This window comes from Brevibacterium sp. H602, assembly GCF_051172395.1.
Lineage (GTDB): Bacteria > Actinomycetota > Actinomycetes > Actinomycetales > Brevibacteriaceae > Brevibacterium.
In genome coordinates this window covers 218,078-242,764 of the sequence record NZ_JBPIZD010000002.1, presented here as the reverse complement: position 1 = coordinate 242,764, position 24,687 = coordinate 218,078, and the positions used below count along the sequence as shown (strand labels likewise).

Genomic DNA, 24,687 nt, shown 5'->3' with positions numbered 1-24,687 from the left:
GGTTGCTGGGCCGCCGTCAGGTAGTAATTGTTAGGCGACGAAGGCTTCGGTGGGCTTGGACACCCGGTCGACCAGGTGGTCGGTGTAGGCCGGCATGGTGAGGAATTCGGCGAACTCCTCGCCCAGTGCCGTCTCACGGAAGATCTCCACGGCCTCATCGAAGTGATCGTCGGCGGTGCGCTGCATCAGAGCCAACTCCTCGCCGAGGTAGCGCTCCACCAGGCGTGAGGTCAGCTGCTGACCGTTGTCCAGAGTCACCTCGTGGCGGATCCACTGCCAGATCTGCGAACGGCAGATCTCAGCCGTCGACACGTCTTCGAGCTGGTTCTCCAGAGCCACGTGCCCGTTGCCGCCGAGCCACTCGTTCATGTACCCGATGGCCACACGGATGTTCACGCGCACACCCTCTTCGGTCACGACCGGTTCGAGGCCGGTGATGTCGAGGATGTTCTCGCTGGTCACCTGCACATCGGGGCGCTTGTTCTCCAGCTGGTGGGGCTGCGATCCCAGAGCGGCGTCGAACACGGCCAGGGCAGCAGGAACCAGTGCCGGATCGGCCACCCAGGTGCCGTCGAAGCCCTGCCAGGCTTCGCGAGCCTTGTCCTCACGCATGCGCTCGAACTCGGAGGCCACGAACTCCCGGTCCGGGTGATCGGCCATGAGGTTGGACATCGTGCCGATCGCGTGTGCTCCGCGACGGTGGCAGGTGGCCACGAGGCGGTCGGTGAACGCCTTCATCAGCGGCAGGTCCATCGTCAGGCGTTCGCGGTCGGGCAGAACGTAGTCGGTGGTGTTGCGCAGGTTCTTCACCACGGAGAACAGGTAGTCCCAGCCGGCGGCCTCGAGACCGGCGCAGTGCTCACGCAGCTCGAAGAGGATCTCTTCCATCTGGAACACCGCGGTGATCGTCTCGATGTGAGCGGTGGCCCGGATGGTGCCGTGCGGGATGCCCAGCATGTTCTGCGCCAGGACGAACACCTTGTTCCACAGGCGTGCTTCCTGCGAGGACTCAAGCTTCGGCAGGTAGAAGTACGGGCCGGAGCCGTTGTCGATGAGGTGGCGGGCGTTGTGGAAGAAGTACAGACCGAAGTCGACCAGCGCTCCGGAGGTCGAGAATTCCTGGCCGTTGTCATCGACGTAGATCAGGTGCTTCTCGGGCAGGTGCCAACCGCGGGGGCGCAGTCCGATGGTCGGCTGGTTGTCGTTGTTGACGCCGGGCAGCTGTCCGCGGATCGCGCGGAAGAGGTTGACCTGTCCGCCGATGACATTGGCCCAGGTGGGGCTCGTGGCGTCTTCGAGATCGGCCAGCCACACCTTCGCCTGCGAGTTCAGCGCTGCCACGACTTCGTCTTCGGTGACCGGGCCGGTGAGCTCCACGCGGCGGTCTTCGAGACCGGGTGCTCCGGCGGATCCGGCGACCGACCAGGAGCGGTCGGCGCGGATGCGTGCGGTCTCGGGCTTGAAACGGGGGAGGGTTCCGCCGTTCATCTCGGCCGCGCGGGCCCGGCGCGTGCGCAGCACGTCGCAGATGGTGCCAGCGAACTCGTCGTGGAGCTTGGCGATGAACGTCAGAGCAGGCTCCGAAAGGACGGTGCCGAAGCCGGTTTCGAGCGGCGCGTTGATCTTGATGTAAGACATGGGCTTCTCCTCACCCGTCGTAGTGTGCCTGGAATATGTGGCTTTCAGTCTGTGGGTGATCCTCGCCGAGGCGGCTCTACATTGATCGTGAGCGTTCCGGTGGGACCGTGGCGGGGTTTCGATGCGTCTGTGGTGTGACGGAGCGGATCGACAATGTAAACCCCGTGAAAACACTGCCGATCCGCCCCGGGTTCTGGGTGGGTTCATCCCCGCTGGTCAGCGGGGCGCGAACCCGGTGCGGCTCAGTGGAACTGAGCGGTTTCGGTGGAGCCGGCCAGCGCGGTGGTCGACGACTCGGGGTTGAGTGCAGTCGACACCAGATCGAAGTAGCCGGTGCCCACCTCACGCTGGTGGCGGGTCGCGGTGTATCCGCGCTCCTCGGCAGCGAACTCGCGCTCCTGCAGGTCGACGTATGCCTTCATCTGCTCGCGGGCGTAGCCGTGGGCCAGATCGAACATCGAGTAGTTCAGAGCGTGGAAGCCGGCCAGGGTGATGAACTGGAACTTGTAGCCCATGGCTCCGAGCTCGCGCTGGAACTTCGCGATGGTCGCATCGTCGAGGTGCTTGCGCCAGTTGAACGACGGCGAGCAGTTGTAGGACAGCATCTGGTCCGGGTACTCGGCGTGGATCGCCTCGGCGAACTGCTTGGCTGCTTCGAGGTCAGGTGTGGAGGTCTCCATCCACAGCATGTCCGCGTAGGGAGCGAACGACAGTCCGCGTGCGATGCCTGCTTCGATGCCGTTGCGAACCTTGTAGAAGCCTTCAGCGGTGCGCTCACCGGTGACGAACTGCTGGTCGCGCTCGTCGATGTCCGAGGTCATCAGCGTGGCTGCCTCGGCGTCGGTACGGGCGATGACGAGGCTGGGCACGTTCTCGACGTCGGCCGCGAGGCGGGCGGCGTTGAGCGTGCGGATGTGCTGCGAGGTCGGGACGAGGACCTTGCCGCCGAGGTGGCCGCACTTCTTCTCGGAACCGAGCTGATCCTCGAAGTGCACACCGGCAGCGCCGGCTGCGATCATCGACCGCATGAGTTCGTAGACGTTGATCGAGCCGCCGAAGCCCGCTTCCGCGTCGGCGACGATCGGAGCGAACCAGTCGTCGACCTGCTTGTTGCCTTCCGAGGTCTCGATCTGGTCGGCGCGCATCAGAGCGTTGTTGATGCGGCGGACGACCTGCGGCACCGAGTTGGCCGGGTAGATCGACTGGTCGGGGTAGGTCTGACCGGCGGCGTTCGCGTCGGCGGCGACCTGCCAGCCGGAGAGGTAGATGGCGTTGAGGCCGGCCTTGACCTGCTCGACTGCCTGGTTGCCGGTCAGTGCACCGAGGGCGTTGACGTAGTCACCGGAGTGGATGTCGCCGGCGGTAATCTGGTTCCAGAGGCGCTCGGCTCCGTGACGGGCCAGCGTGTGCTCCTCGATCAGCGAACCGCGCAGTTTGACGACATCCTCGGGCTCGTAGTCACGAGCGACTCCCGACCAGCGGGCGTTGGTGGCCCAGTCGCGGCGGATGGCTTCAGCATCGTGCAAGCTGTTCTGCGTGGTGTTCTCAGTCATTGTCCTTCTCTTTCTCGATCTCTCGGGGTTGTTGATGTATCCAGTCTGCGGGGGCCGCAAGCGCTCTCGCATTGTTTTTTCGGATGAATAATCTCGACATTTCCGGTTTCAGAAATTTCGCGGTTCTGTCATACTGTTTTTCAATCGCGTGAACCAGCCCACAGAAACCGAGGGAGGCACTTTGAACAGCGTTGGCGCGGAAGTTGAGAGCGAAGAGCAGCAGACCGACCTGCTCAGCATCGGCAGAAGAATCCGATTTTTTCGCAAGAAGCGCGGTTTGACCCTCAACGAGCTGGGGCAGGAAGTGGGGCGCGCGGCCTCGCAGATCTCAACGATCGAGAACGGCAAGCGAGAAACTTCTGTCACGCTCCTGGCCGCGATCGCGAAGGCGCTGAAGACGGACGTCTCCGAGCTCATCGACCCCGCTCCGATCGACGAACGACAGGCCCTGGAGTTGGAGGCCGAACGCAATCAGGCCTCCCCCATGTACTCTGCCCTCGGCCTGCCGCAGGTGCGGATCAAGTCGCTGCCGGCCGATGCCCTCGAGGCGATCGTGGGTCTCCAGCGACAGCTCGGCGAGGCCCTGGAACGGCGGGCGGCCACGCCGGAGGAGGCCAGGCGGGCCAACCGGGAGCTGCGGGAACGGATGAAGGAGAAGAACAACTACTTCGCCGACCTCGAGGCCACCGCCGCCGAGCTGCTCGACCTCGTCGGCTACGAATCCGGAACGGTGTCACAGCGGCAGACGGCACTCATCGCCGAGAAGCTCGGCTTCAGCCTCCACTACGTCTCCGACCTGCCCGAATCGACCCGGTCGATCTCGGATACTGCGAACAAGCGGCTGTATCTTCCCAATGCCGATGCCGCATTCGATCCGCGGTCGCACCTGCTCATGAGCCTGGCTCCGCATGTGCTCGGCTATGACTCCCCGAAGGACTTCCACGAATTCCTCCAGCAGCGCGTCGAGGCGAACTATCTGGCGGCCGCGATCCTGCTGCCCGAGTCCGCTGCCGTGCCGATGCTCGAGGAGGAGAAGAAGAAGCGGGTGCTCTCCGTCGAGCATCTGCGCGATATGTTCGGCGTCGGCTACGAGATGGCCGCCCACAGGTTCACGAACCTCGCCACCGAGCATCTCGGACTGCCGGTGCACTTCATGAAGGTCCACAATTCCGGCACGATCCACAAGGCGTACTCGAACGACGGGCTGCCGTTCCCCACCGATCCGCTCGGCGCGATCGAGGGACAGTTCGCGTGCAAACGCTTCACCTCGCGCACCGTCTTTCGCGTCGCCGACCGGTTCAGCCCCTACTACCAGTACACGGATACCCCGCACGGATCATTCTGGTGCACCGCCCGTGTGCTGCCCGGCGGTGACTTCGCCATCAGCGTCGGCGTCCCGTTCTCCCACGTCCGCTGGTTCGAAGGACGGGAATCGCCGATCCGTTCGCAGTCCGGATGCCCGGATCCGTCCTGCTGTCGGCAGGCCCCGGATGACCTGGCCGAGAAATGGGAGGATCAGGCGCTGCCGTCGGCTCGCATGCACGCCTCCCTGCTGGCCGCCGTTCCGCCCGGAGCGGTGCCCGGCGTCGACGACACCGAGGTCTACGAGTTCCTCGAACGCCATTCCGGCTGATCGACGGCTCCGATCGACGGTGCAGAAACCCCTCGCCGAGGCGGCTCCCCCACCGCGGGTGCGCCCTGACCGACGTTGACTGGTGTTCGGCTCATTCCGCCAGGACTTCGGCGAGGCGGACGAGCATGAGTTCGCGCCACCACAGATATTCGTGTCCGCCCACGAACGGCCGAGGTGCGACGTCGATGCCACGATCGCCGAACTCTTTTGTCGCCTCGGCGACGGAATCGGCAATGACCGTCTCCAGAATCCCGTGGTCGACGCAGAATGTCGGACGGGCGGCGGTCGCCGTCCGGGTTTCCAGCGTCCGAGACTCCGACGCCCCTGCGAGTCTGTCCGGATCATCGTCGGTGCTGTCCGGCGTGAGATCCCAGATCCTGCGCCCCTGGTCGTCGGTTTCCCAGAACGACGGCGAGAGGCAGATTCCGCGGAACGCCTCCGGATGCCGCAGGGAGAAGAACGCCGCAGCTAGGCCGCCGTACGAGGCACCCGCGACGATCGTGCGGGCCCAGACCTCCGGGGCCGTCTGACGAACGAGCGCGAGGACGTCGTCGCAGAACCGCGGATTCATCACGAGGTCATCGGCGCGCTGACCGACGGCCGCGTCCTCGTCGGGACCGTCGTCCCCGACGGGGGCATGGTCGACGGCGATGACCGCCGACGGCGGAGACACCAACTCGTCGATCGCGGCGAGCAGTCCCCCGCGGATGAACCGCTCTCCGTCGAAGACGACGAGCACCGGCGCCGAGGCGGGACTTCGCTGCGGTCGGTGGGTCCAGATCCGCCTCGGCGCGGAACCGAGGGTGATGACCTGTTCGTCGACGGCGGACCGACCAACGCCCTCCCCGCTGCGGGGGTCGGTCGCCGGACGGCCTCCACCGGTCCAGATCAGGGGCCGGGCATCGGGTGCGGCGAGTTCGAGGATCTGTTTCCTGCGCATGTCCGTGACCGTGCGCAGGCCGTGATCACCGGCGGGCACGAATCCCCGTTCGAGGACATCGAGCCAGGTCGGACGGTCGGCGACCTGGAGCCCGCGCGGCACGGGCAGGAAGCGAAGCGCCCCGCGATACCCCCGCGGAACCGCCAGCTCGATCGAGTACCTCGTCGCGTCGGCACTGTCGACATTCTGGCCGCCCTCGTCCCGGGCAGGGCGCCGGGTCATGATCCCGCCGGGCACATTCCGCCGGTCGGTGACTCCGTTGAGGTCGACGAAGATCTCCTGCTCGTCTCCGGGCGCCGCCTCGGCGGGGATGGCTGAGGCCGGAAGCCCCACCTGCAACGTCCAGTTCTCGTCCGGGCCGTTGTCTGTCCACGTGCACAGCGCGGGGAACGGTCGATCAGCGCGCAAAAGCGGTGTCCCTTTCACAGGTTGGCGGGCCGGTCTCAGCGGGCCGAGTTCTCGAAGGCCCGATCGACGATCGTTTCGGCAATCGCCAGCGCCGAGGTGGCCGCCCACTTGGGCACGGACCTGACCACGGTCAGCCTGCCGCGCCTGGTCATGGTGAGTTCGTCGATGAGTTCGCCGTCGGCGGTCATCGCCTGAGCCCGGACTCCGCGGGCCCCGGGCGCCACGGCGTTCGGGTCGAGCTCAGGGACGAAGCGGCGGATTCCGTCGACGAAGGCGGTCTTGCTCACCAGGGGTTTGACTCCGCGGGCCGCTGTCTTCGCTGTCTGCGCGGCGAACTTCCAGAAACCTTTGGAGCGGGCGGTCGAGGTGATGTCGGCGAGGTCGAACCCGTGCCGATCGTAGGCTTCACGACCGAGGGCGACGAAGGTGTTCGGTCCGAGGATGAGTCCGTCGTCGAGTCCCCGGACGATCGAGGTTTCGGTGAACGGGGCCTGTGGGTCGGGAACGGACCCGATGATGCCGCGGACCACCTCGGTGTCAGTGGCCGGGATTCGGTAGAAGTCGCTGGTGAAGGGCACGATCCTCGGTTCGGCGTCGAGTCCTGCGGCGACCGCGAGGCGATCGGCCTGGAGACCGGCGCAGACGATGACGATGTCGAAGGTGCCGAGCACTTCCTCGGCTGGCGCTTCGCTGCGCGACCTGCCGCTGGGAGCGTCACCGTCGCGCGATCCTGCGCCACCAGTGCGTGAGCCAGAGTCGCCGCTGCGCGAGCCGTCGCGATTGGCCCACGCGTCAGAGACCTTCTGCGTCCACTCGCCGAGCGTCGATTCGGCCTGTTTGAACCAATCCTGCTGTCCGAAGCGATCGCGCAGCTCATCTGCGATGCCGATGACGGGTTCTCGGCCCTCCTCACCGCGATATGTCCGCGGCCGGTCGTGGACTTGGTCGTCGCGATGGTCGCGGTGGTGGACCTGGTCGTCGCGGCGGTCGCGGTCGTCGACGGCGTTCTCGCGCGAGCCGCCCCGTTCGTCGGCCGTGTTCGCACCACGGTCGTCCTCATCGGGCTCTCCGGGTGCGGCCCCATCCCCTGCCGGTGGGTCGTCCTTCGGAACGGGGCGCCCACGCAGTCGGACTTCGTTGCTCATGGTGTCGAAGCCGGTGACCTCGGTGCCGAAGCGGAATGTCCCTCCGGCGGCGCGCACATCGGCGGCGAGCGCTGCGGTGAGCGCCGAGAAGTCGGCGATGGCCGCATGGGGTGAGAAGAGCCCGAGGACTCCTCTGACGGCCGGTTCGACGGCACCGATCTCGTGGCGTTCGAGCAGTCTGGCGCCGGGGACCTCATTGTCTGTGGCGCGGGCATAGATCTCTTCGAGGCGTTCGGCTTCGTCGGTGTTCTGGGCGATGAGCAGCTGCCCGCATTCCCGGTAGGGCACGCCTGCCTCGGCCATATAGGGAATGAGCAGCTGGAGGCCGCGTCGGGTGAGTTTCGCCTCCTCCGAACCTGGCTTCTGATCGAGTCCGGAATCGACGATTCCGGAGGTGTGGCCGCTCTGATGTGCAGCGACGGTCTCAGCCTTGTCGAAGACGGAGATCTCGGCGTCGGGGAACCTCGTGGTGACTTCGCGGGCGGCGGCGACGCCGAGGATGCCGGCACCGACGACGGCCACTCGTGAAATACTCATACAGCAATCTTGGCACCGTTCGGGGTGAAGGAGAAGGATGACGACCGTCTTGGAGTGGACCGGCAAGGCCGCCGCCTTCGCCCTCGGTCGCCGCCTCGTGGACGGCGCCGGAGCCGAGCCCCGCCGCAGTGGGGCCGGACGGGAGCCCGGCCCCCACCTCGGGGACGGGAATTCCGGACGGGAGGGCCACGTCAGGGCGAGTAGGGGAACCCCTGAAGGAGATGGCCGCCTCGGCGATGGTCGTCCGCATCTGCGGGACGTCGACGGTACCGCTCGCCTTCCCGATCCGCACGAGAATCTGCTCGTCGTCGGGGACAATCTGCCCGCGCTGACCGCCCTGCTGGCCACGCATCGCGGGCAGGTCAAGGTCGTCTACATCGATCCGCCGTACAACACGGGCAACGCGCACACCTACAAGGATCACGGGCACGATCACGCCAGTTGGCTGTCGTTCATGACCCCGCGACTGCTGCTCGCGCGCGAGCTCATGCGCGAAGACGGAGTGCTGTTCCTCCACCTCGATGACAAGGAGAGTGCGTGGGCGCAGCTGCTCGGGCACGAGATCTTCGGTGAGGACAATTCGCTGGGCACGCTCATCCATCAGCGTGCGAAGGGCGGCGGCAATGCCCGCTCCTTCGTGCGCGGGCACGACTATGTTCACGTGTGGGCCCGCGACGCGAGCCAGGTCGGGCCGTTCCTCACGGAGAAGAAGTCGCCGGCGAAGCTCGAGGTCATCGACGGCAGGCGGATGCTCGTGGAGACCGATGTGCTGCGCGCCGGGTTCGGTCGATATGCACGCGGATCCGAGAGGCGGCTGATGTACGAGGACATCGTCGCCGTCAAGGGTGAGGGGAAACTCGTCGAGGTGGACGCGAAGCTGGCATCGGGCGAGTACATCCTGCGTCCCTGGGGCACAGAGGGCAAGCATGCGGTGGTGCGGGTGACCCCGGCGGAGAAGGCGAGTTCGAAGCTGTACTCGATCATCAAGGCGCTCGGCGGGCAGAATGATCTGGAGCCGTTGGGCTTGGCGGGGGTGTTCAGCTATCCGAAGCCGGTCGAGCTGGTCAAGGCGCTCGTGGCCTCGCAGACGTTCTTCGACCCCGATGCCATCGTCCTCGACTTCTTCGCCGGATCCGGGACCACGGCGCAGGCCGTGATGGCCGCGAATGAACGGGATCAGGGGTCCCGATCGTTCGTGCTCGTGCAGACCCCGGAGCCGCTGCGGTCGAAGACTGCGAAGGCCGTAGTGGTCGGTGACGGAACGGGCCGGACCAGCGACGCCGAGTTCCCGACGATCAGTGAGCTCACCGCCGAACGCATCCGCCGTGCCGCCGCAGCCCACTCCCCCGGCCTGGACTTCACTCAGCTCGAGGTCAGCGAGGGCGAATAGCGGGCCACCCTACCCACCAGCCGGACACCTGAACACGACTCAGGTCAGCAGGAGCACCGTTCGCACCGCGAGTTCCGGACGATGCGTGACGGTTTTCGGGCGCTGCCCCCGCACGGATCGTCCGAAACTCGGCACAGGTACAGGCAGGGTTCGCGCGCCCAGATACCCCAGATACTGGAATCCTGCACGGCACCGGTTCTGAGACTCTGCGGGCGATCAAGCGGACTCCGCAGACAGCATTCGGGTCGGAGTCGTAGGCTCGAGGTGAGCCAGCTGCTCACCGACAACCACTGCCTCTGATGAAAAGGAGCAACCATGTCAGTCGTCGCCATCAACGCGCTCTCCGTCCCCGAACCAGCTCGCGCTGAACTCGAAAAGCGCTTCGCCGAACGCAAGCACTCCGTCGACGGCGCTCCCGGCTTCGAGGGCTTCCAACTGCTGCGCCCGGTGGCCGGCGGAGATCAGTACTTCGTCTACACCCAGTGGGCGACCCGCGAAGACTTCGAGAACTGGCGCGCCAACCGCTCATCCGCCCACGAGTCCGGCGGAAAGCAGCCGGTATCCGAGCAGGCGAACCTCCTCGAGTTCGAGGTCGTCGACCTCGGCGACTGACCTTCGCGACTGAGCTCAGCCACAGCGCCCGGATCGGGCGCACCTGACTCCGGGGCCGCCTCGGGGACCCGCCCTCGAGTACTCAAGCGCCGCCTCGGGGAATACCCCTCGAGAACTCAAGCGCCGCCTCGGCGAGGGAATGCCAACCGTCCAACGACGTCGGCCTATGCGTCGGCGTCCTTGTCCAATTCACTGAACGCTTCGACTTTCTTCGGGCTGCCGGCCACGAGGATCTCGTCGTCGGCGTAGAGCGTGACGTCCCGATCGGCGATGTCCCAGTGGGTGCCGCCGCGGCGTTTGAACGCGACGATCGTGACGTCGTACCTCGTGCGCAGCCCCAGTGAGGCCAAGGGCACGTCGGTCGTGCGCACCGGCGGAGTGGTGCGTGCCAGGACGAAGTCCTCGTCGATGGGCAGGAAGTCCGAGATATGTCCCCTGATCAGGTGGGCCAGGCGCCGGCCCATGTCGTTCTCGGGGCTGATGACGTTGCCGATGCCCAGCTGATGGAGGATCTCGGCGTGGGTTTCGCTGATCGCCTTCGCCCAGATGTGCCGATTGCCGAGCTTGAGGATCCGCGAGGCCACGAGGATGCTCGCTTCGAGGTCGCTGCCGATGGCGATGACGACGCGGGAGACCTCGTCAATGCCCAGCTGTCGCAGCACCACCTCGTCGGTGGCGTCGGCGCGGGAGGCATGGGCGAGGACATCAGCGAACTCGGCCACGACGGACTCGTCACGGTCGACGCCGATGACCTCGACTCCATGCTCTGCGAGTTCGTGCGCCAGGGATCCGCCGAAGCGGCCGAGCCCGATCACGGCCACCGCTCCGTCCTTCGCCAGCGGCGAGGGGTCGCCGGTGAAGAACGACGCGGACCGCGCCATCCAGTTCTTCTTCTCGTTCATGGTCTTGTCCTTTCTGGGCCGCCTCGGCGGGGGTGTCGGCAGTCGTTGATTCGGCTCTCGATGGATCGGCCATCAGCCGATCAGCGGGCGTTCCTTCGGCAGTTCGTAGCGGATGGGGCGTTCTCGCAGGGCCAGGCCGGACGCCACGGTCACCGGTCCCAGACGGCCGAGCGCCATGGTGAGGATGAGGATGATCTGGCTTGGCGCGGACAGGTCCGCGGTGATTCCGGTCGACAGACCGACCGTGCCGAAGCCGGAGATGACCTCGAAGAGGACTCGGCTGAGGCCGAATTTCGGGTCGCAGAGGAGGATGACCATCGTCGCCAGCAGCACCCAGCCGAGCGCGAGGACGATGACCGTCGTCGCCTGTCTGTGCACGTCACGGGAGATGCGGCGACCGAACAGGGTCACGGATCGTCCGCCGCTGATCTCCGTCCACGTCGTCGCCGCGAGCACCGCCATCGTCGTGATCTTCACACCGCCTGCCGTGCCCGCCGGTCCGCCGCCGATGAACATGAGGACGTCCATCCCGAACCAGGTCGCCGTGTGCATCTGGCTGATGTCGATCGAGTTGAACCCGGCCGTGCGGGTGATCGTCGATTGGAACGTCGCCGCTTGGATCTTCCCCCACGCGTCGAGGTGGCCCATCGTCGCGGCATTGTTCCACTCGATCACGGCGATGAAGATGGTGCCGCCGATGAGAAGAATTGGGGTGATGACGACCATGATCCGGGTGGTCAGACCCCATTTCAGCGGGGTTCGGTACCGCCGGACGAGTTCGATGAGGACGGGATAGCCGAGCCCACCGAGGATGACTGCCAGTCCGATCGGACCGCATATGAAGGGGTCGGCCACGTAATCGACGAGGTTGTCCTGACGGAGCCCGAATCCGGCGTTGTTGAACGCGGAGATCGCATGGAAGATCGCATCCCAGATCGCCTGTGGCACGGGTTCGTCGTAATGGAGGAAGAACCGGAGGAACAGCGCCGAGGCGACCACGAGCTCCGTGCCGAAGGTCAGTGCCGTGATGCGCAGGACGAGCGGCTTGACGCCGCCGATCGCGTCGCTCTTCGTCTCCGAGGCCACGGATTGGCGGAGCCGGAGTCCGGCCTTTCCAGCCAGCAGCAGGGCAAGCAGTGCGGTGAGCAGGAGGACGCCGAGACCGCCGGCCTGGATGAGGCAGATGATGACGAGCTGGCCGAAGAGCGTGAAGTCCTGACCGGTGTCGAGGACGACGAGTCCGGTGACGCTGAGCGCCGAGGTGGCTGTGAAGAGGGCTTTGAGCAGTGAGATGCCGCCGTCGGCGACCGTGGCCGCCGGGGTCATGAGCAGAGTGGTCCCGGTGACCAATGCTGCCAGGTAGCCCGCGATGACGCGGACGATCGCTGAGCGATGCGAGCTGTGCACCAGACGAAATGTAGCACCATCGCAACGGTTCGGCGTCGCGCGCAGTCAACTCACCGGTAACGGTCAGAATCCTGCTACTCTGCCTTATCGGAACAGCCGCGATCAGTCTCCTGCCCGCGGCGCGGTCCAGCACCTGTACAGTCCATCCACACTGAAGTGTCGAGGAACCCCATGAGTCAATCGCAGTCAACAACGACAGATCGAGACCACGGCTTCGTCAAAGCCCTCGGCTCGATCGATGCCCTCTTCATCGGCTTCGGCGCCATGATCGGCTTCGGCTGGGTCGTGCTCACCGGTGAGTGGCTGTCCGGCGCCGGCACCATGGGCGCCATCCTCGCCTTCGTCGTCGGCGGCATCATCATGTGCTTCGTCGGAACCGTGTACTCCGAACTCGTCGCAGCCATGCCGCATGCCGGCGGTGAGCACAACTACCTCATCCGGGCAATGGGGCCACAGGTGTCCCTCTTCGGTTCGTGGGCGATCACCGGCGGCTACATCAGCGTCGTCATGTTCGAAGCCGTCGCCGTGCCGAAGACCGCTCTCTACCTCTTCCCGAACCTCGAGTTCGTCAAACTGTGGACGATCGCCGACTTCGATGTGTATCTCACCTGGGCGCTCGTCGGCACGGTCACCGCGATCATCATCTCCTGGATCAACATCCGCGGTGTCAAGGTCGCGTCCCTCGTCCAGACCTTCGTCGTCTCCTTCCTCATCATCGTCGCCCTCATGCTCCTGGCCGGCGGACTGGTCGGCGGAGAAGCCGCCAACGCCGAGCCGCTGTTCACCGGCGGAGGTTCAGGTTTCATCGCCGTCGTCGCGGTCGTGCCGTTCCTCTTCGTCGGCTTCGACGTCATCCCGCAGTCCGCTGAGGAGATCAACCTGCCGCCGAAGAAGATCGGCAAACTCGTCGTCGCCTCGGTGTTCATGGCAATCGCCTTCTACGTCATCATCATCTGGATGACGTCGCTGGCCATGCCCGCGTCTGAACTGGCCGCGCACGATCTCGTCACCGCGGACGCACTGGCAGCCATGTTCAATTCCGCGTTCTGGGGCAAGCTCGTCATCGCCGGCGGTCTGGCCGGAATCATCACTTCGTGGAACGCCTTCCTCATGGGCTCGTCCCGCCTCATGTGGGCGATGGCTACGGCCGGAATGATCCCCGCCTGGTTCGGCAAACTGCACCCGCGCTACCGCACCCCGGTCAACTCGATCCTCTTCATCGGAGCGCTCTCCGCCCTGGCACCGTTCCTCGGTTCGGCGGCCTTGGGATGGATCGTCGACGCAGGTTCGCCGGCGATCGTCATCGCCTACTTCCTCGTCAGCGTCGCGTTCCTGGTCCTGCGCAAGCGCGAACCGGCGATGGACCGTCCGCTGCGCATCGGCGGCCAGGGCAACTCCGGTTTCACCATCGGTGTCATCTCGGCCGTGCTCACGCTCATCCTGTTCGTCCTCTACCTGCCGATCACCCCGTTCTCTGCCCAGCTCGCGTGGCAGTCGTGGGCGATGTTCGGTGTGTGGCTGATCATCGGCATCGTCTTCATGTTCCGGCTGCCGCGCGGCGTCAAGGCAGGCCCGAACGCCGAGAACGAGCTCCTCGCGAAGGTCAAGGCGCTGCGCGGAAAGTGATCGCGGGAGCTATCCCTCACCGCTAGCGGCACTCCGCACCGTTAGCTGCACACCGCACCAGTGCTCGCACCCCTCACCTTCAGCGACACATCACCCCTTTGCAACGGGGTGGTGAGCCACTGAGAGTGAGGGGTGCTTCGCTATATGTAGGAGGTGCCACTAAGGGTGAGGGGTGCCGGCATTGCCAGCGGGAGGATTCGGCACTTGCGGTGCGTGATGCCGACGCTCTGCGGACCGAGCTGCGCCCGAACACTCGCGGGCGACCAAACGCGCCGACCGCGCGTACGTCTCTTGCCATGCGAACGCGGCCGCCGGCTTTGCGCTACGGCGACCGCGCTCGGTCTGGGGAGGTGAGCCGACTCAGACGGCGGCGTCGAGGCCGCGCATCTTCAGACGCTCACGCTGGTTGGGGTTCACGCTCGGGCGGAACGGCATTTCGACCACCTCGGCGCGCACCGGGACTCCGGGAGTATCGGCGAACGGCTCCGGCAGATGCACCCAGTATTCGGTGCCGAGCTCGGTTGCCGACACCGGCACATGGGCCATCGCGATATTCGCTTCGAGTTCCGGCGAATACCACGGCGAGGTCACGTACCCGACCGCCTCACCATCAGCACTGGCGGAGACGAGCCAGAAGTCGGGCGCGTAGTCGGTGATCGGCTTTCCGCCGACCAGCAGACCCACCAGCTGTGTGCGATACGGAGGAGTTCCGGCTTCGATGAGCCCACGCACCTCTTCGAGCCTGGCCTTGCCGATATAGTCGGCCTCCTTCTTCCGGGGCACCTGGTACGACAGGTTGACCTGGAACGGGAGTGTCTCGAAGTCCATGTCCTGCCCCCACGAGAGGATGCCCGCGGCGATCCTGCGGTGGTGGCTGGGAGCGACGACCTTGAGGTTGTACGGTGCGCCGGCTTCCAGGACGGCGTTCCACATATCCTCGGCGTACTTCGTCGCATCCATGAGATAGATCTCGTAGCCCTTCTCACCGGTGAATCCGGTCTGGGAGATGATGACGTCACGCCCGCCGACCTTGGCTTCCATGAGTCCGTAGCTGGGCAGCGTGCGCCCTTCCTCCCCGACGAGGTCGGCGATGACGTCGACGGACTTCGGGCCCTGGACCTGCACGGGCGCGACGTCGATCTCAGAGATCGTAACGTCGAATCGGCCGCCGACATTGACTCCCTGCAGCCAGAGCATGAGGTCGGTGTCGGAGAGGCTGAACCAGAATTCGTCGATGCCGACCCGCAGCAGGATCGGATCGTTGAGAATGCCGCCGGCCTCATTGCACAGGATGACGTAGCGGGCGCGCATCACCGGGATCTTCGTTGCGTCACGGGTGATGACGAAGTTGACGAACGCCTCGGCGTCGGGACCCTTGACCTGGATCTGCCGCTCGACGGCGACGTTCCACAGGGTCACATCGTTGACGAGGGACTGGTACTCGGCCATCATCCCGCCCTCGTCGCGGGGGATGTAGCCACGCGGGTGGTACATCCGATTGTAGATCGACGCCCGCCAGCAACCCTGCTGCATGGACAGTTCCCAGTAAGGGGACTTGCGGACACGGGTGTCGATGAGCATTTCGACCGGGGTCGGGCCGGACTGACGTAGGTTGATCGGAACTTGCCTGTCACTTTGGTCCACTGTGGGGACATTCTTGTCCATGGTGTTCCCCCTGCTCGCACAGTTTTATATTATGGAACTCAATTCCCATATCATGGGTACAATGAGTGTAGGATCGAAGACCCCGGGACGCAAGGAACTCGCACATGCGAGTTTCATGAATCGACCTCCGAGAAGGAGACGAGGATGTCACAGTCAACGTTGCGCAGGCTGCTGAGCACCGCCCGCTACGAGGTTCTGCCCACGGCCGGGATCGTCGAACGCATCGAGGAGTACGTGGCACCGGGCCGCGAGATCACGGTGACCGCGTCGACGGGGCTGACCCTCGAGGCGACGCTGTCCACGGCCGAACAGCTCCAGGCCCTGGGCTTCCGCGCCGTGCCCCACCTGGCCGCACGGATGATCCACGGCAGACCCGAGCTCACGGAGATCGTCGATCGCCTCGCCGAGGCGGCTGTGGACCGGATCTTCGTCCCCGCGGGGGACGCCACTCCCCCGGCCGGCGGGTACGTCGGTGCTCACGACCTCCTCGTCGATCTCTCTTCCATGGCCGCACCGTTCCAGCACATCGGCGTCAGCGCCTATCCGGAATCGCATCCGATCATCCCCGACGATGTGACGATCCAGGCCATGTGGGACAAACGCGACTACGCCACGCACCTGGTGTCGAATCTGTGCTTCGACCCGGCACTCGTCGCCTCGTGGGTGGCCAGGGTGCGATCGCGCGGCATCGAGCTGCCGCTGGTCCTCGGCATCGCCGGGAAGGTGGAGTTGGCCAAACTCGCCCGAGTCGCGACGAAGATCGGGGTGGGTGAGTCCACGCGGTTCCTGCGGAAGAACACGGCGACCTTCACGCGGATGGCCAAGCCCGGCGGATACAACCCGCGGAAGTTCCTCGACAAGCTCGGCCCGGTCCTCGACGACCCGGACATGGGCGTCGCCGGTCTGCACATCTATACGTTCAATCAGATCAAGGACACCGAGGTCTGGCGCCGCAAGCAGCTCGCGGCCCTCGGCGGCGCCGAAGAGGTCTCAAATCTGACGTGAGCGGGCCCGAATCGCCTTCGCCTCGCAGAGTTCAGGTCACCATCGGACACGGCCACACAAATATAGGTCGCAATCGGATACTTTCAACGCCGAAGAGTATCCGTTGGTGACCTATTTTCGGCTCGCCTACCGGTGGGTGACCTTGCGTTTGAGACTGCGCGAGAGCAGTCCCGCCTCGTCGACGAGCAGTGCACCGAGGCGATCGTGGTGTTCGGCGATGCGCATCGTCGGTCCGGAGATTCCCACGGCTGCGACGACGTCTCCGTCGATGCCGAACACCGGTGCAGCCAAGGCATCGAGTCCGATCTCGAACTCCTCGTGGACGATGGCGAATCCGCGCTCGCGCACCACATCGAGGTCGTCGGTGAGTTCCTTGCGTGAGCCCAAGGTCTTCACGGTGCGACGCTCCAGCCTGCCGGTCGGCAACGGGATGACGTCGTAGGCGAACATGACCTTGCCCAGAGCCGAGCAGTGCGGCGGCACCTCGACATCGGCCCAGTTCGTGGCGCCGAGGACGAATGTCGAATCGACCTGGGCGACCTGGACGACTCCTTTGGGCCCGGGCATGGCGAGGTTGACGGTCTCACCGGTCTCCTCGCTGAGGCGCTGCAGAGTCGGATCGGCCGCAGCGACGAGGTTCTCCACCCGGTCGAAGCGGGAAGCATAGGTCGCGAACAGCGATCCGCCGCGGTAGAGGCCGTCACCGTCGCGTTCGACCAGACCGTTGCGTTCGAGGGCGGAGAGCAGGCGCGAGACCGTCGACCGAGCCAATGCGGTCTCTTCGACCACCTCGGTGTAGGAGATCGGGTCGTCGGACCTCACGACCAACGACAGAATCTCTGCCGCCCGGTCGATCGACTGGGTCCCATTGCTCATCGTGCTCAGCTCCGTCGGGGAAAGGGGGTCGGCGGAATCGAGGCCCACCGACCGCACTCACCCTACCCCACGCCCTCAGACTCTGGCCGGGTTGCGCGTCGTGAGTTACAGTTTCGAAATGAGCAACAAAGATGCGGGCTCAGGCGGCGTCCAATCCGTGGATCGAGCCGTGACGATCCTCGAGATCATCGCCCGCACCGGGCTCGCCGGGATCACCGAGATCGCCGGTGAACTCGGCGTGCACAAGTCGACGGCTTCACGCATCGTCTCCACACTCGAAGCCCGCGGACTCGTCGAACAGGACCACCACCGAGGCAGATATCGCCTGGGCCTGTCCATCCTCCGCCTCGCCGGAGCGACGACCGCGCGCCTCGACATCGTCCAGGAGGCCCGCCCGATCACCAAGATGCTCGCCGAGGCGACCGCCGAGACGATCAACGTCGCCGTCCTCTCCGACGGTGCCGCGCTCTACCTCGATCAGGCCTCGTCGACAGCCTCGGTGCAGAGCCACAACTGGGTCGGTCAGCGCATTCCGCTGCACGCGACTTCCAACGGCAAGGTCCTGCTCTCGGGCCTGAGCGAGGCAGGCATCCGCGAGACCCTGGGCGCGAAGCTGACCCGCTACACTCCGCACACCGTGATCTCGGTTGCGCAGCTGCTCACCCAGATCGCCGAGGTGGCCACCACCGGATTCTCGCTCGTCGTCGATGAGCTCGAGGTCGGGCTGACCGCAGTGTCCGCTCCCGTGCGCAATGCCCACGGGGACGTCATCGCGTCGATCTCGGCCTCGGGACCGAGCTTCCGCTTCACCGAGGACAAGGTCGCCTCGGCGAGAGACCTGCTCACTCAGGCCGCCGCCGACATCTCGGCTCGCCTCGGATGGCGCGAACACTGAACCGCGCCAAGCCGGCACCCCACGAAATCGGAACCGCCGAAATCGACACTGACGCACTGACGCACTGACGCACTGACGGCAGTTTCACTGCTCAGCTCTGCCTCGTATCGGTCACGGCCCAACCTCTTGACACTCCCGCCTCGGCGGAGGACGATCATCGTACGCAGTTCCACATAGCGCGCATCGTTGCATAATTCGCAACGATGCCGGTGAAGGCGAAGATGCCGTCAGAGAGGAGCCTGCTCATGGCTTCCGTCCCCGCCCAGGCCAGCGTCGTCGTTGTCGGAGCCGGCATCGTCGGCAACAGTCTCGTCCATCACCTCGCCGAGCTCGGCTGGACCGATATCGTCCAGGTCGACAAGGGTCCGCTGCCGAACCCGGGCGGTTCGACCGGGCACGCCTCGAACTTCATCTTCCCCGTCGATCACTCGCGTGAGATCACCGACCTCACCCTCGACAGCATGCGCCAGTACAAGGAACTCGGCGTCTTCACCGAATCCGGCGGCTTCGAGGTCGCCCGCACCGAAGAGCGCATGGAGGAGCTGCGGCGGCGCATGGCTTCGGCGCGCGCGTGGGGCATTGAATCCTCCCTCGTCACCCCTGCCGAGGTCGCCGAGAAGGTGCCGTTCCTCGATCCCGGGGTCATCCTCGGCGCGTTCTGGACTCCGACCGTCGGGGTCGTCGATTCGGTCCGGGCGGGCACGATGATGCGCGAATCCGCGGAAGCGAAAGGTGCGCTCACGGTCTCACCCAACACCGAGGTGACCGGCATCGATGTCGAGGACGGGCAGATCGCGGCCGTGCACACGACGAAGGGCGAGATCGCAACGAACCGCATCCTCATCGCCTGCGGTGTCTGGTCCCCGCGCATCTCCGCCATGGCCGGGGCCGCGATCCCGCTGACTCCGGCGGTCCACCAGATGATCAGCGTCGGGCCCGTCCCGCAGCTGGCCGAACGTCCCGGCGAGATCTCGTTTCCGATCGTGCGGGACATGGACACCTTCTGCTACGAACGTCAGCACGGTTCGGACATGGAGATCGGCTCCTACGCCCACCGGCCGATCCTCCACGACCCCGATGAGATCCCCCCGATCGAGGCGGCGAAGCTCTCCCCCACGGAGATGCCGTTCACTGATGAGGACTTCGATCCGCAGCTCGAACAGGCCGTCGAACTCATGCCCGAGGTGCTGTCGAATCCGGACGTCGAGATCCGCTATGCCATCAACGGCCTGCTCTCACTGACTCCGGACGGGGCGCCCATCCTCGGCGAATCGCCCCAGGTGAAGGGCCTGTGGTCGGCGGCTGCAGTGTGGGTGAAGGAAGGTCCGGGAGTCGGACGGGCGGTGGCCGAGTGGATGACGAACGGGTTGCCGGAGATCGACGTGCAGGGTGCCGACATCGCTCGCTTCCACTCTCATCAGCGCACCTGTGCCCATGTCAGAGCTCGCACGTCTGAGGCGTTCAACAAGACCTATGGGATCGTCCATCCCGGCGAGCAGTGGAGTTCCGACCGTGACGTCCGCCGCTCCCCGATGTGGCAGCGCGAGGCAGATCTCGGGGCCGTGTTCTTCGAAGCCGGCGGGTGGGAGCGGCCGCAGTGGTATCAGTCGAATGCCGGTCTGCTCGAGGAGTTCGGTGACGCAGTCATGGACCGCAGCGCCGAATGGGATTCCCGCTGGTGGTCGCCGATCATCAACGCCGAGCATCTGGCGATGCGGCGGCGCGCCGGGCTCGTCGACCTCTCGAGCTTCGTCATCTTCGACGTCTTCGGCCCGGCCGCCCTCGACGCCGTCCAGCACATCGCCCTGGCTCAGATGGATGTCGCCATCGGTCGGGTCGTCTACACCCCGATCCTCGATGAGAACGGCGGCTTCCGTTCCGACCTGACGATCATGCGACTGGCACACGACCGGTTCCGCGTCGTCACGGGTGCCGCTCACGGAATGGTCGATCTGAAATGGTTCGCCGACCGACTGCCCGATACGGGGGCGCAGATCGCCGATCTCACGAGTTCGTGGACGACGATCGGGTTGTGGGGACCGCGAGCCCGCGACATCCTCGGCGGTCTCACCAGTGCCGATGTCTCACATGAGGGGTTCAAGTTCGGCACCGCCCGGACGATTGAGATCGGCTCGCTCGAGGTGCTCGCATCCCGCATCTCCTATGTCGGCGACCTCGGTTGGGAGCTCTACGCACCGATGGAATCGGGGCTGAAGCTCTGGGACGCGCTCATGGACGCCGGCGACGAGCACGGACTGCTCCCTGTCGGACTCGGCGTCTACGGCACCACCGGTCGGATCGAGAAGGGCTACCGTGCATTCGGCGCCGAGCTCGATTCCGAACGCAGCGTCGTCGAGGTCGGGATGGCCCGCCCGAAGGTGAAGTCCCAGGACTTCGTCGGCAAGGCCGCTCATCTGCGCCACCGCGAGGAGGAGCCGAAGACGGTGCTGTGCTCGCTCACCGTCGACGACCATACGAGCTCCAGCGGGGAGAGACGGTACATGCTCGGCGGGGAACCCATCGTCTCCGCGGACGGCGATCCTCTGGTCGACGGGCACGGTCGCCACTCCTATGTCACCTCGGCGGGGTCGGCCCCCAGCCTGGGCAAGCACGTGCTCATGGCGTTCCTCCCACCCGCCGAGGCGGTGCTGGGCAACCGTCTGCAGGTCGTGTACATGGAGGAGTTCTATCCCGTGACGGTGGCGTCGGTCGATTCGACGCCGCTGTTCGACCCCGACAACGAGTGCATCCGGAGGTAGCCGTGAACATCCTCGTCTGCATCAAACGCGTCCCCGATATCGCCGGTTCCGTCGCCCTTGATGCCACCGGCAGCGGGATCGACGAATCCGGGCTCGGCCACACCATGTCCTCGCACGAGGAGTGCGCCGTCGAGCTCGCGATCCAGACCGCGGCCCAGACCGGTGGGACGGTCACGGCGCTCACTCTCGGCCCCGCCGAGGCGGTCGAGCAGCTGCGAGCGGCCGTGGCGGTGGGAGCGAACGACGGCATCCTCGTCGAGGCGGCCGACCCGTCCGTGTTCGCCCCCGAGGATATTGCGCAGGTCATCGGTGATGTCATCCGCGATCGCGCCGAGGCGGGGCAGACCTTCGATCTCGTCCTCACCGGTGATGATGCCGCCGATACCGGCGATTTCCAGGTCGGGATCCGCCTGGCCTACGACCTCGAGTATCCGGTGCTCACGAATATCCAGACGATCAGTGTCGGTGGGGCAGATGGGGGTGGCGGGTCCGGCGGCGAGCGCGGCTCCGGGCGGATCGAGGCGCGCGGGATCGGACCGGCGGGCACGGAGATCTTCTCCCTCGACCTGCCCGCCGTCATCGCCGTCCACGAGGGCGGAGTCGATCCGCGCTACCCCTCGATCACCGGGCGGATGAAGGCGAAGAAGGCGCAGGTTGTCGAATACGACGCCCCCGACCCGGGCACGGGCAGTCCCCGGATTCTGCTCGAACTTCCGGAGGTGAAGGCGAGTTCGGTGACCATCCTCGGCGAGGGACCGGAAGCTGCTCCCGCCCTGGTCGATGTGCTCGAAGAGATCGGAGTGATCCGGCCATGACAATCGTCTTCGTCGAAACCGATCCGGCAGGCGAGGTCACACTCACCTCCGCCGAAGCCATCACCTTCGCCCGCAAAAACCCCCAATTACTACCTGACGGCGGCGCAGCAACCTCGCGCGAGGTTGCTGCGCCGCCGTCAGGTAGCACGGAGGGGGTGGTGATCGGCCCGCTCAGTGATGCCGCCGTTGACGCGTTGGGGCGCCTCGGGGTCGGTGTCATCCACCATCTCGAGCATCCGGATCTCGCGGAGTATTCGGCGGCGGCCTGGGCGCAGGCGATCGTCGACGTCACTACGGAATCCGGCACGCTGCTGGCCTCGGGCACCCCGCGCGGTATGGAGCTCATGGCTCATGCCGCGGTCCGCACCGGCGCCCGCATGGCTGCCAATGTTATCGCCGCCGACGCAGAGGGCCTGCTCCGTCAGGTCCACGGCGGCACTGCCTTCGAACGCCTCCGCCTCGACGGGGATCTGCAGGTGCTCACGATCGCCGGCCACGCCTGCACTCCCGAAGAGACGACCCCGATCACCCCGGAGATCATCGCTTATGACCTCACCGTCGCCGAGGCGGACCTTGCCACCCGTGTCCAGCGCACCGAGGTCGAGGCCGCCGATGATGCGTCCGGACTGACCTCGGCCAAGGCCGTGGTCGGAGCCGGTCGCGGGGTCGGTTCGGAGAACGGATTCGCCGAAGTCCTCGAACTCGTCGACCACCTCGGCGGGGCCCTGGGCGTCTCTCGTGTGGTCACGGGTCTCGGCTGGCGCCCACACACCGAACAGGTCGGCCAGACCGGCAGCCGCATCTCCCCCGACGTCTACATCGCCTGCGGGATCTCGGGAGCAATCCAGCACATGGCCGGAATCGAGGGGGCGAAGACGCTCGTGGCCATCAACACCGATGAAGAATCGACGATGGTCCAGCGGGCGGACTATGCGATCATCGGCGACCTCCACGAGGTGGTCGGAGCCGTCAACGAGGAGATCGTCCGCCGTCGCGGCTGAGCGCAGTTATAGTTTCCTCAAAGACCTCCGCAGATCGGGGTCTCCAGGAAGCGGCGAAAGGCGGCTGTCGTGCGCTCTGTCCACTTGAGTTCGACACGGTCGGCGGATCGGCGGTGAACCGGCTTACCCGCATCGCCTACCTCGGCTTCATAGCCGGCGATACCAAAGCCTTCACGATCGTCCACCAGGTTTCGTTTGCGATCCTGCTCGGGGCGAGCGCAGCCCTGCTCAGCGTCCTGCGACCGGATTCAGCAGTTGGTCACGAGTGGCTCGTATCGGGTTCCGTCCTGCTCATCATCGCCACGCTCGGGGCCGTCTACTCGGAGAAGTTCTCACGGTCCTGGGTGCCGAATCTCGCGATCCCACTCCTCGACTTCCTCGCCCTGGGCCTGTGTCGGTTGGGCACCTATCCCGACGGGGCGGGGCTGTCGATCCTCGCCTTCACCCCCGTCGTCTGGCTGGTCACGAGCTTCCGCACCCGCGGTGCCGTCATCGCCCTCGTGGCCGTGCTCGTCACACTCACCCCGGTGAGCCTGTTCGGCGGAGACGCCCCGGTCGACGCCGCCCGCATCGTACTGGCGCTCATCCTCCCGGTGGCCGTGGTGCTCGTCTCCGGGCTGACCATCGGACTCGAGACGCGTCTGAGTTCGGTGAACGCGCGCCTGACTGCGGCCCTCGAGAGGCAGCAGAGCCTGACCAGCGATCTGCAGAGGACGAGCGCGCTTCTGCGTGGCACCGGAGCCAGCGTCGACGTCGGAGTGGTCGTCTTCGACGAGAATGGGGACACCGCGTTCAAGAACCCGGCATTCACCTCCCACCTCGACGCGACGGTCAAGCGCTTGGCCGGCGCTCAGTTCACATCGAATGGTTCCGGGGACGCAGACACCACCATCGGCAGTCCCACTGCCACGGGCACCGTCATCGACGATTCCGCCATCGCCGACGGGGACATGTTCGGCGCCGATGGGCACACCCGGATCGACCCGAGGGAGTCGCCGGTGGCCCGTGCCCGCCGCGGAGAGCGGTTCGCCGATGAACTCATCTGGGTCGGCCCGCAAGACGGTGATCAGCTAGCGCTGTCGATCTCCTCGGTGAGTTGGCAGGGGCACCCGAGCATCGCCCCGCACATGATCGTGACCACCCAGGACGTGACAGCCACTCAACAACTCATCCGAGCGCGCGAGCGCATCCTCGCCTCGGTCTCGCACGAACTGCGGACGCCGCTGACCTCGATCATGGGGTATACGGAGCTCGCTCTCGACGAACTCGAGAACGACTCCCGCGCAGCCGCCTCGGCGATCTCCTCATATCTGGCTGTCGTACAACGGAACTCCGATCAGCTGCTCGCCATGGTCGAGGACATTCTCAGCGCCCAGCAGACACCGTCGAACAGCTTCGAACTGAACATCACCGAGTTCGAACTCGCCCCGCTCATCGACGACGTCGTCGAACAGCTTCGCTCGACGGCCGCCGACCAGGAAGTCGAACTCGCCGTCGAGTCCTCGGGTTCCCCGACGATTTCGGCCGATTCGAAGCGCATCACGCAGGTGCTGACGAACCTCGTGGTCAACGGCATCAAATACTCCGGCCCCGGACATCGCGTCACCGTCCGAACCCGCACTGATGCGCTCGGCATCGGATTCGACGTTGTCGACGACGGAGCAGGAATGCCTGCCCGCGAGGTCGATCAGCTCTTCACTGCGTTCTTCCGCGGCGACGCCGCCCGGGCCTCCAGCCAGCGGGGCGTCGGATTGGGACTCTCCCTGGTCAAAGGCATCGTCGACGCACACGGGGGAACGATCACGGTGTCCTCGACTGAGGGCGCCGGCAGCACCTTCAGCGTCCGCATCCCCTCCCGAGATAAAGGAACTCGACCGTGA

The 24,687-nt window shown here is 65.7% G+C and carries 18 protein-coding genes; 10 read left to right on the top strand and 8 right to left on the bottom strand.

The genetic code is table 11. The features are described 5' to 3' along the window. Positions 1 to 30: 30 nt before the first annotated feature. Complete coding sequence (aceB, locus tag ACSBQT_RS03220; RefSeq protein WP_410709688.1) at positions 31 to 1,638, bottom strand: malate synthase A; 1,608 nt, start codon at positions 1,636 to 1,638, stop codon at positions 31 to 33. 242 nt (positions 1,639 to 1,880) lie between these two features. Next, positions 1,881 to 3,191 carry an isocitrate lyase gene (gene aceA, locus ACSBQT_RS03215; protein WP_025779322.1) on the bottom strand — a complete coding sequence of 437 codons (1,311 nt, stop codon included), beginning with the start codon at positions 3,189 to 3,191 and terminating at the stop codon, positions 1,881 to 1,883. Positions 3,192 to 3,372: 181 nt separating this feature from the next. Between aceA and ACSBQT_RS03210 the strand changes: the two genes are divergently transcribed. Continuing rightward, positions 3,373 to 4,824 (top strand): helix-turn-helix domain-containing protein, encoded by a 1,452-nt coding sequence (locus tag ACSBQT_RS03210; RefSeq protein ID WP_435000843.1) that lies wholly within the window; start codon positions 3,373 to 3,375, stop codon positions 4,822 to 4,824. A 91-nt stretch (positions 4,825 to 4,915) separates the two neighbouring features. Here ACSBQT_RS03210 and ACSBQT_RS03205 read toward each other — a convergent pair whose 3' ends face one another. Together ACSBQT_RS03205 and ACSBQT_RS03200 are read right to left on the bottom strand one after the other, a co-directional pair. Beyond that, positions 4,916 to 6,172 (bottom strand): alpha/beta hydrolase, encoded by a 1,257-nt coding sequence (locus ACSBQT_RS03205; protein WP_435000842.1) that lies wholly within the window; start codon positions 6,170 to 6,172, stop codon positions 4,916 to 4,918. 35 nt (positions 6,173 to 6,207) lie between these two features. After that, positions 6,208 to 7,854: an FAD-dependent oxidoreductase gene (locus ACSBQT_RS03200; RefSeq protein ID WP_435000841.1), complete on the bottom strand. Its 1,647-nt coding sequence runs from the start codon at positions 7,852 to 7,854 to the stop codon at positions 6,208 to 6,210. 37 nt (positions 7,855 to 7,891) lie between these two features. Between ACSBQT_RS03200 and ACSBQT_RS03195 the strand changes: the two genes are divergently transcribed. Beyond that, entirely contained in the window at positions 7,892 to 9,244 is a 1,353-nt protein-coding gene (locus ACSBQT_RS03195) for a site-specific DNA-methyltransferase (protein WP_435000840.1), read from the top strand. Positions 9,245 to 9,559: 315 nt separating this feature from the next. Further along, a complete protein-coding gene (locus tag ACSBQT_RS03190; RefSeq protein ID WP_370036122.1) occupies positions 9,560 to 9,856 on the top strand; it encodes an antibiotic biosynthesis monooxygenase family protein in 297 nt (98 codons plus the stop codon). 164 nt (positions 9,857 to 10,020) lie between these two features. On the opposite strand, the gene ACSBQT_RS03185 is transcribed toward ACSBQT_RS03190, so the two are convergent. Both ACSBQT_RS03185 and ACSBQT_RS03180 read right to left on the bottom strand, forming a co-directional pair. Further along, complete coding sequence (locus ACSBQT_RS03185) at positions 10,021 to 10,758, bottom strand: potassium channel family protein (RefSeq protein WP_167193599.1); 738 nt, start codon at positions 10,756 to 10,758, stop codon at positions 10,021 to 10,023. A 72-nt stretch (positions 10,759 to 10,830) separates the two neighbouring features. Then, positions 10,831 to 12,165: a TrkH family potassium uptake protein gene (locus tag ACSBQT_RS03180; protein WP_435000839.1), complete on the bottom strand. Its 1,335-nt coding sequence runs from the start codon at positions 12,163 to 12,165 to the stop codon at positions 10,831 to 10,833. 171 nt (positions 12,166 to 12,336) lie between these two features. Between ACSBQT_RS03180 and ACSBQT_RS03175 the strand changes: the two genes are divergently transcribed. Next, entirely contained in the window at positions 12,337 to 13,791 is a 1,455-nt protein-coding gene (locus ACSBQT_RS03175; RefSeq protein ID WP_410709682.1) for an APC family permease, read from the top strand. Positions 13,792 to 14,151: 360 nt separating this feature from the next. Here ACSBQT_RS03175 and ACSBQT_RS03170 read toward each other — a convergent pair whose 3' ends face one another. Beyond that, positions 14,152 to 15,435 (bottom strand): glycine cleavage T C-terminal barrel domain-containing protein, encoded by a 1,284-nt coding sequence (locus ACSBQT_RS03170; RefSeq protein ID WP_435000838.1) that lies wholly within the window; start codon positions 15,433 to 15,435, stop codon positions 14,152 to 14,154. 165 nt (positions 15,436 to 15,600) lie between these two features. Between ACSBQT_RS03170 and ACSBQT_RS03165 the strand changes: the two genes are divergently transcribed. After that, a complete protein-coding gene (locus ACSBQT_RS03165; RefSeq protein WP_435000837.1) occupies positions 15,601 to 16,461 on the top strand; it encodes a methylenetetrahydrofolate reductase in 861 nt (286 codons plus the stop codon). Positions 16,462 to 16,587: 126 nt separating this feature from the next. Here the strand turns inward: ACSBQT_RS03165 and ACSBQT_RS03160 are convergent, their stop codons facing one another. Next, on the bottom strand, positions 16,588 to 17,337 hold the full coding sequence (locus tag ACSBQT_RS03160) for an IclR family transcriptional regulator (protein WP_062862726.1): 750 nt from the start codon (positions 17,335 to 17,337) through the stop codon (positions 16,588 to 16,590). A gap of 118 nt (positions 17,338 to 17,455) precedes the next feature. Here ACSBQT_RS03160 and ACSBQT_RS03155 point away from each other — a divergent pair, with 118 nt between their 5' ends. The 5 genes from ACSBQT_RS03155 to ACSBQT_RS03135 all read left to right on the top strand — a co-directional run bounded on the left by ACSBQT_RS03155 (position 17,456) and on the right by ACSBQT_RS03135 (position 24,687). Beyond that, entirely contained in the window at positions 17,456 to 18,232 is a 777-nt protein-coding gene (locus tag ACSBQT_RS03155; RefSeq protein ID WP_435000835.1) for an IclR family transcriptional regulator, read from the top strand. A 245-nt stretch (positions 18,233 to 18,477) separates the two neighbouring features. Further along, the gene (locus ACSBQT_RS03150) at positions 18,478 to 20,991 is read left to right on the top strand and encodes a GcvT family protein (protein ID WP_435000834.1); all 2,514 of its coding nucleotides are present in this window, start codon (positions 18,478 to 18,480) and stop codon (positions 20,989 to 20,991) included. Between the two features lie 2 nt (positions 20,992 to 20,993). Next, positions 20,994 to 21,806: an electron transfer flavoprotein subunit beta/FixA family protein gene (locus tag ACSBQT_RS03145; RefSeq protein WP_435000833.1), complete on the top strand. Its 813-nt coding sequence runs from the start codon at positions 20,994 to 20,996 to the stop codon at positions 21,804 to 21,806. Further along, on the top strand, positions 21,803 to 22,807 hold the full coding sequence (locus ACSBQT_RS03140) for an electron transfer flavoprotein subunit alpha/FixB family protein (RefSeq protein ID WP_435000831.1): 1,005 nt from the start codon (positions 21,803 to 21,805) through the stop codon (positions 22,805 to 22,807). Before ACSBQT_RS03145 ends, ACSBQT_RS03140 begins: the two co-directional genes overlap by 4 nt. 113 nt (positions 22,808 to 22,920) lie before the next feature. After that, entirely contained in the window at positions 22,921 to 24,687 is a 1,767-nt protein-coding gene (locus ACSBQT_RS03135) for an ATP-binding protein (protein ID WP_435000830.1), read from the top strand.

What these genes read in the sequence shown, in the direction of transcription:
- ACSBQT_RS03150 (WP_435000834.1), top strand. Translation starts at nt 18,478, where the DNA reads ATGGCTTCCGTCCCCGCCCAGGCCAGCGTCGTCGTTGTCGGAGCCGGC.
- ACSBQT_RS03185 (WP_167193599.1), bottom strand. Translation starts at nt 10,758, where the DNA reads ATGAACGAGAAGAAGAACTGGATGGCGCGGTCCGCGTCGTTCTTCACC.
- ACSBQT_RS03155 (WP_435000835.1), top strand. Translation starts at nt 17,456, where the DNA reads ATGAGCAACAAAGATGCGGGCTCAGGCGGCGTCCAATCCGTGGATCGA.
- ACSBQT_RS03160 (WP_062862726.1), bottom strand. Translation starts at nt 17,337, where the DNA reads ATGAGCAATGGGACCCAGTCGATCGACCGGGCGGCAGAGATTCTGTCG.
- ACSBQT_RS03140 (WP_435000831.1), top strand. Translation starts at nt 21,803, where the DNA reads ATGACAATCGTCTTCGTCGAAACCGATCCGGCAGGCGAGGTCACACTC.
- ACSBQT_RS03190 (WP_370036122.1), top strand. Translation starts at nt 9,560, where the DNA reads ATGTCAGTCGTCGCCATCAACGCGCTCTCCGTCCCCGAACCAGCTCGC.
- aceA (WP_025779322.1), bottom strand. Translation starts at nt 3,191, where the DNA reads ATGACTGAGAACACCACGCAGAACAGCTTGCACGATGCTGAAGCCATC.
- ACSBQT_RS03200 (WP_435000841.1), bottom strand. Translation starts at nt 7,854, where the DNA reads ATGAGTATTTCACGAGTGGCCGTCGTCGGTGCCGGCATCCTCGGCGTC.
- ACSBQT_RS03165 (WP_435000837.1), top strand. Translation starts at nt 15,601, where the DNA reads ATGTCACAGTCAACGTTGCGCAGGCTGCTGAGCACCGCCCGCTACGAG.
- ACSBQT_RS03175 (WP_410709682.1), top strand. Translation starts at nt 12,337, where the DNA reads ATGAGTCAATCGCAGTCAACAACGACAGATCGAGACCACGGCTTCGTC.
- ACSBQT_RS03195 (WP_435000840.1), top strand. Translation starts at nt 7,892, where the DNA reads ATGACGACCGTCTTGGAGTGGACCGGCAAGGCCGCCGCCTTCGCCCTC.
- aceB (WP_410709688.1), bottom strand. Translation starts at nt 1,638, where the DNA reads ATGTCTTACATCAAGATCAACGCGCCGCTCGAAACCGGCTTCGGCACC.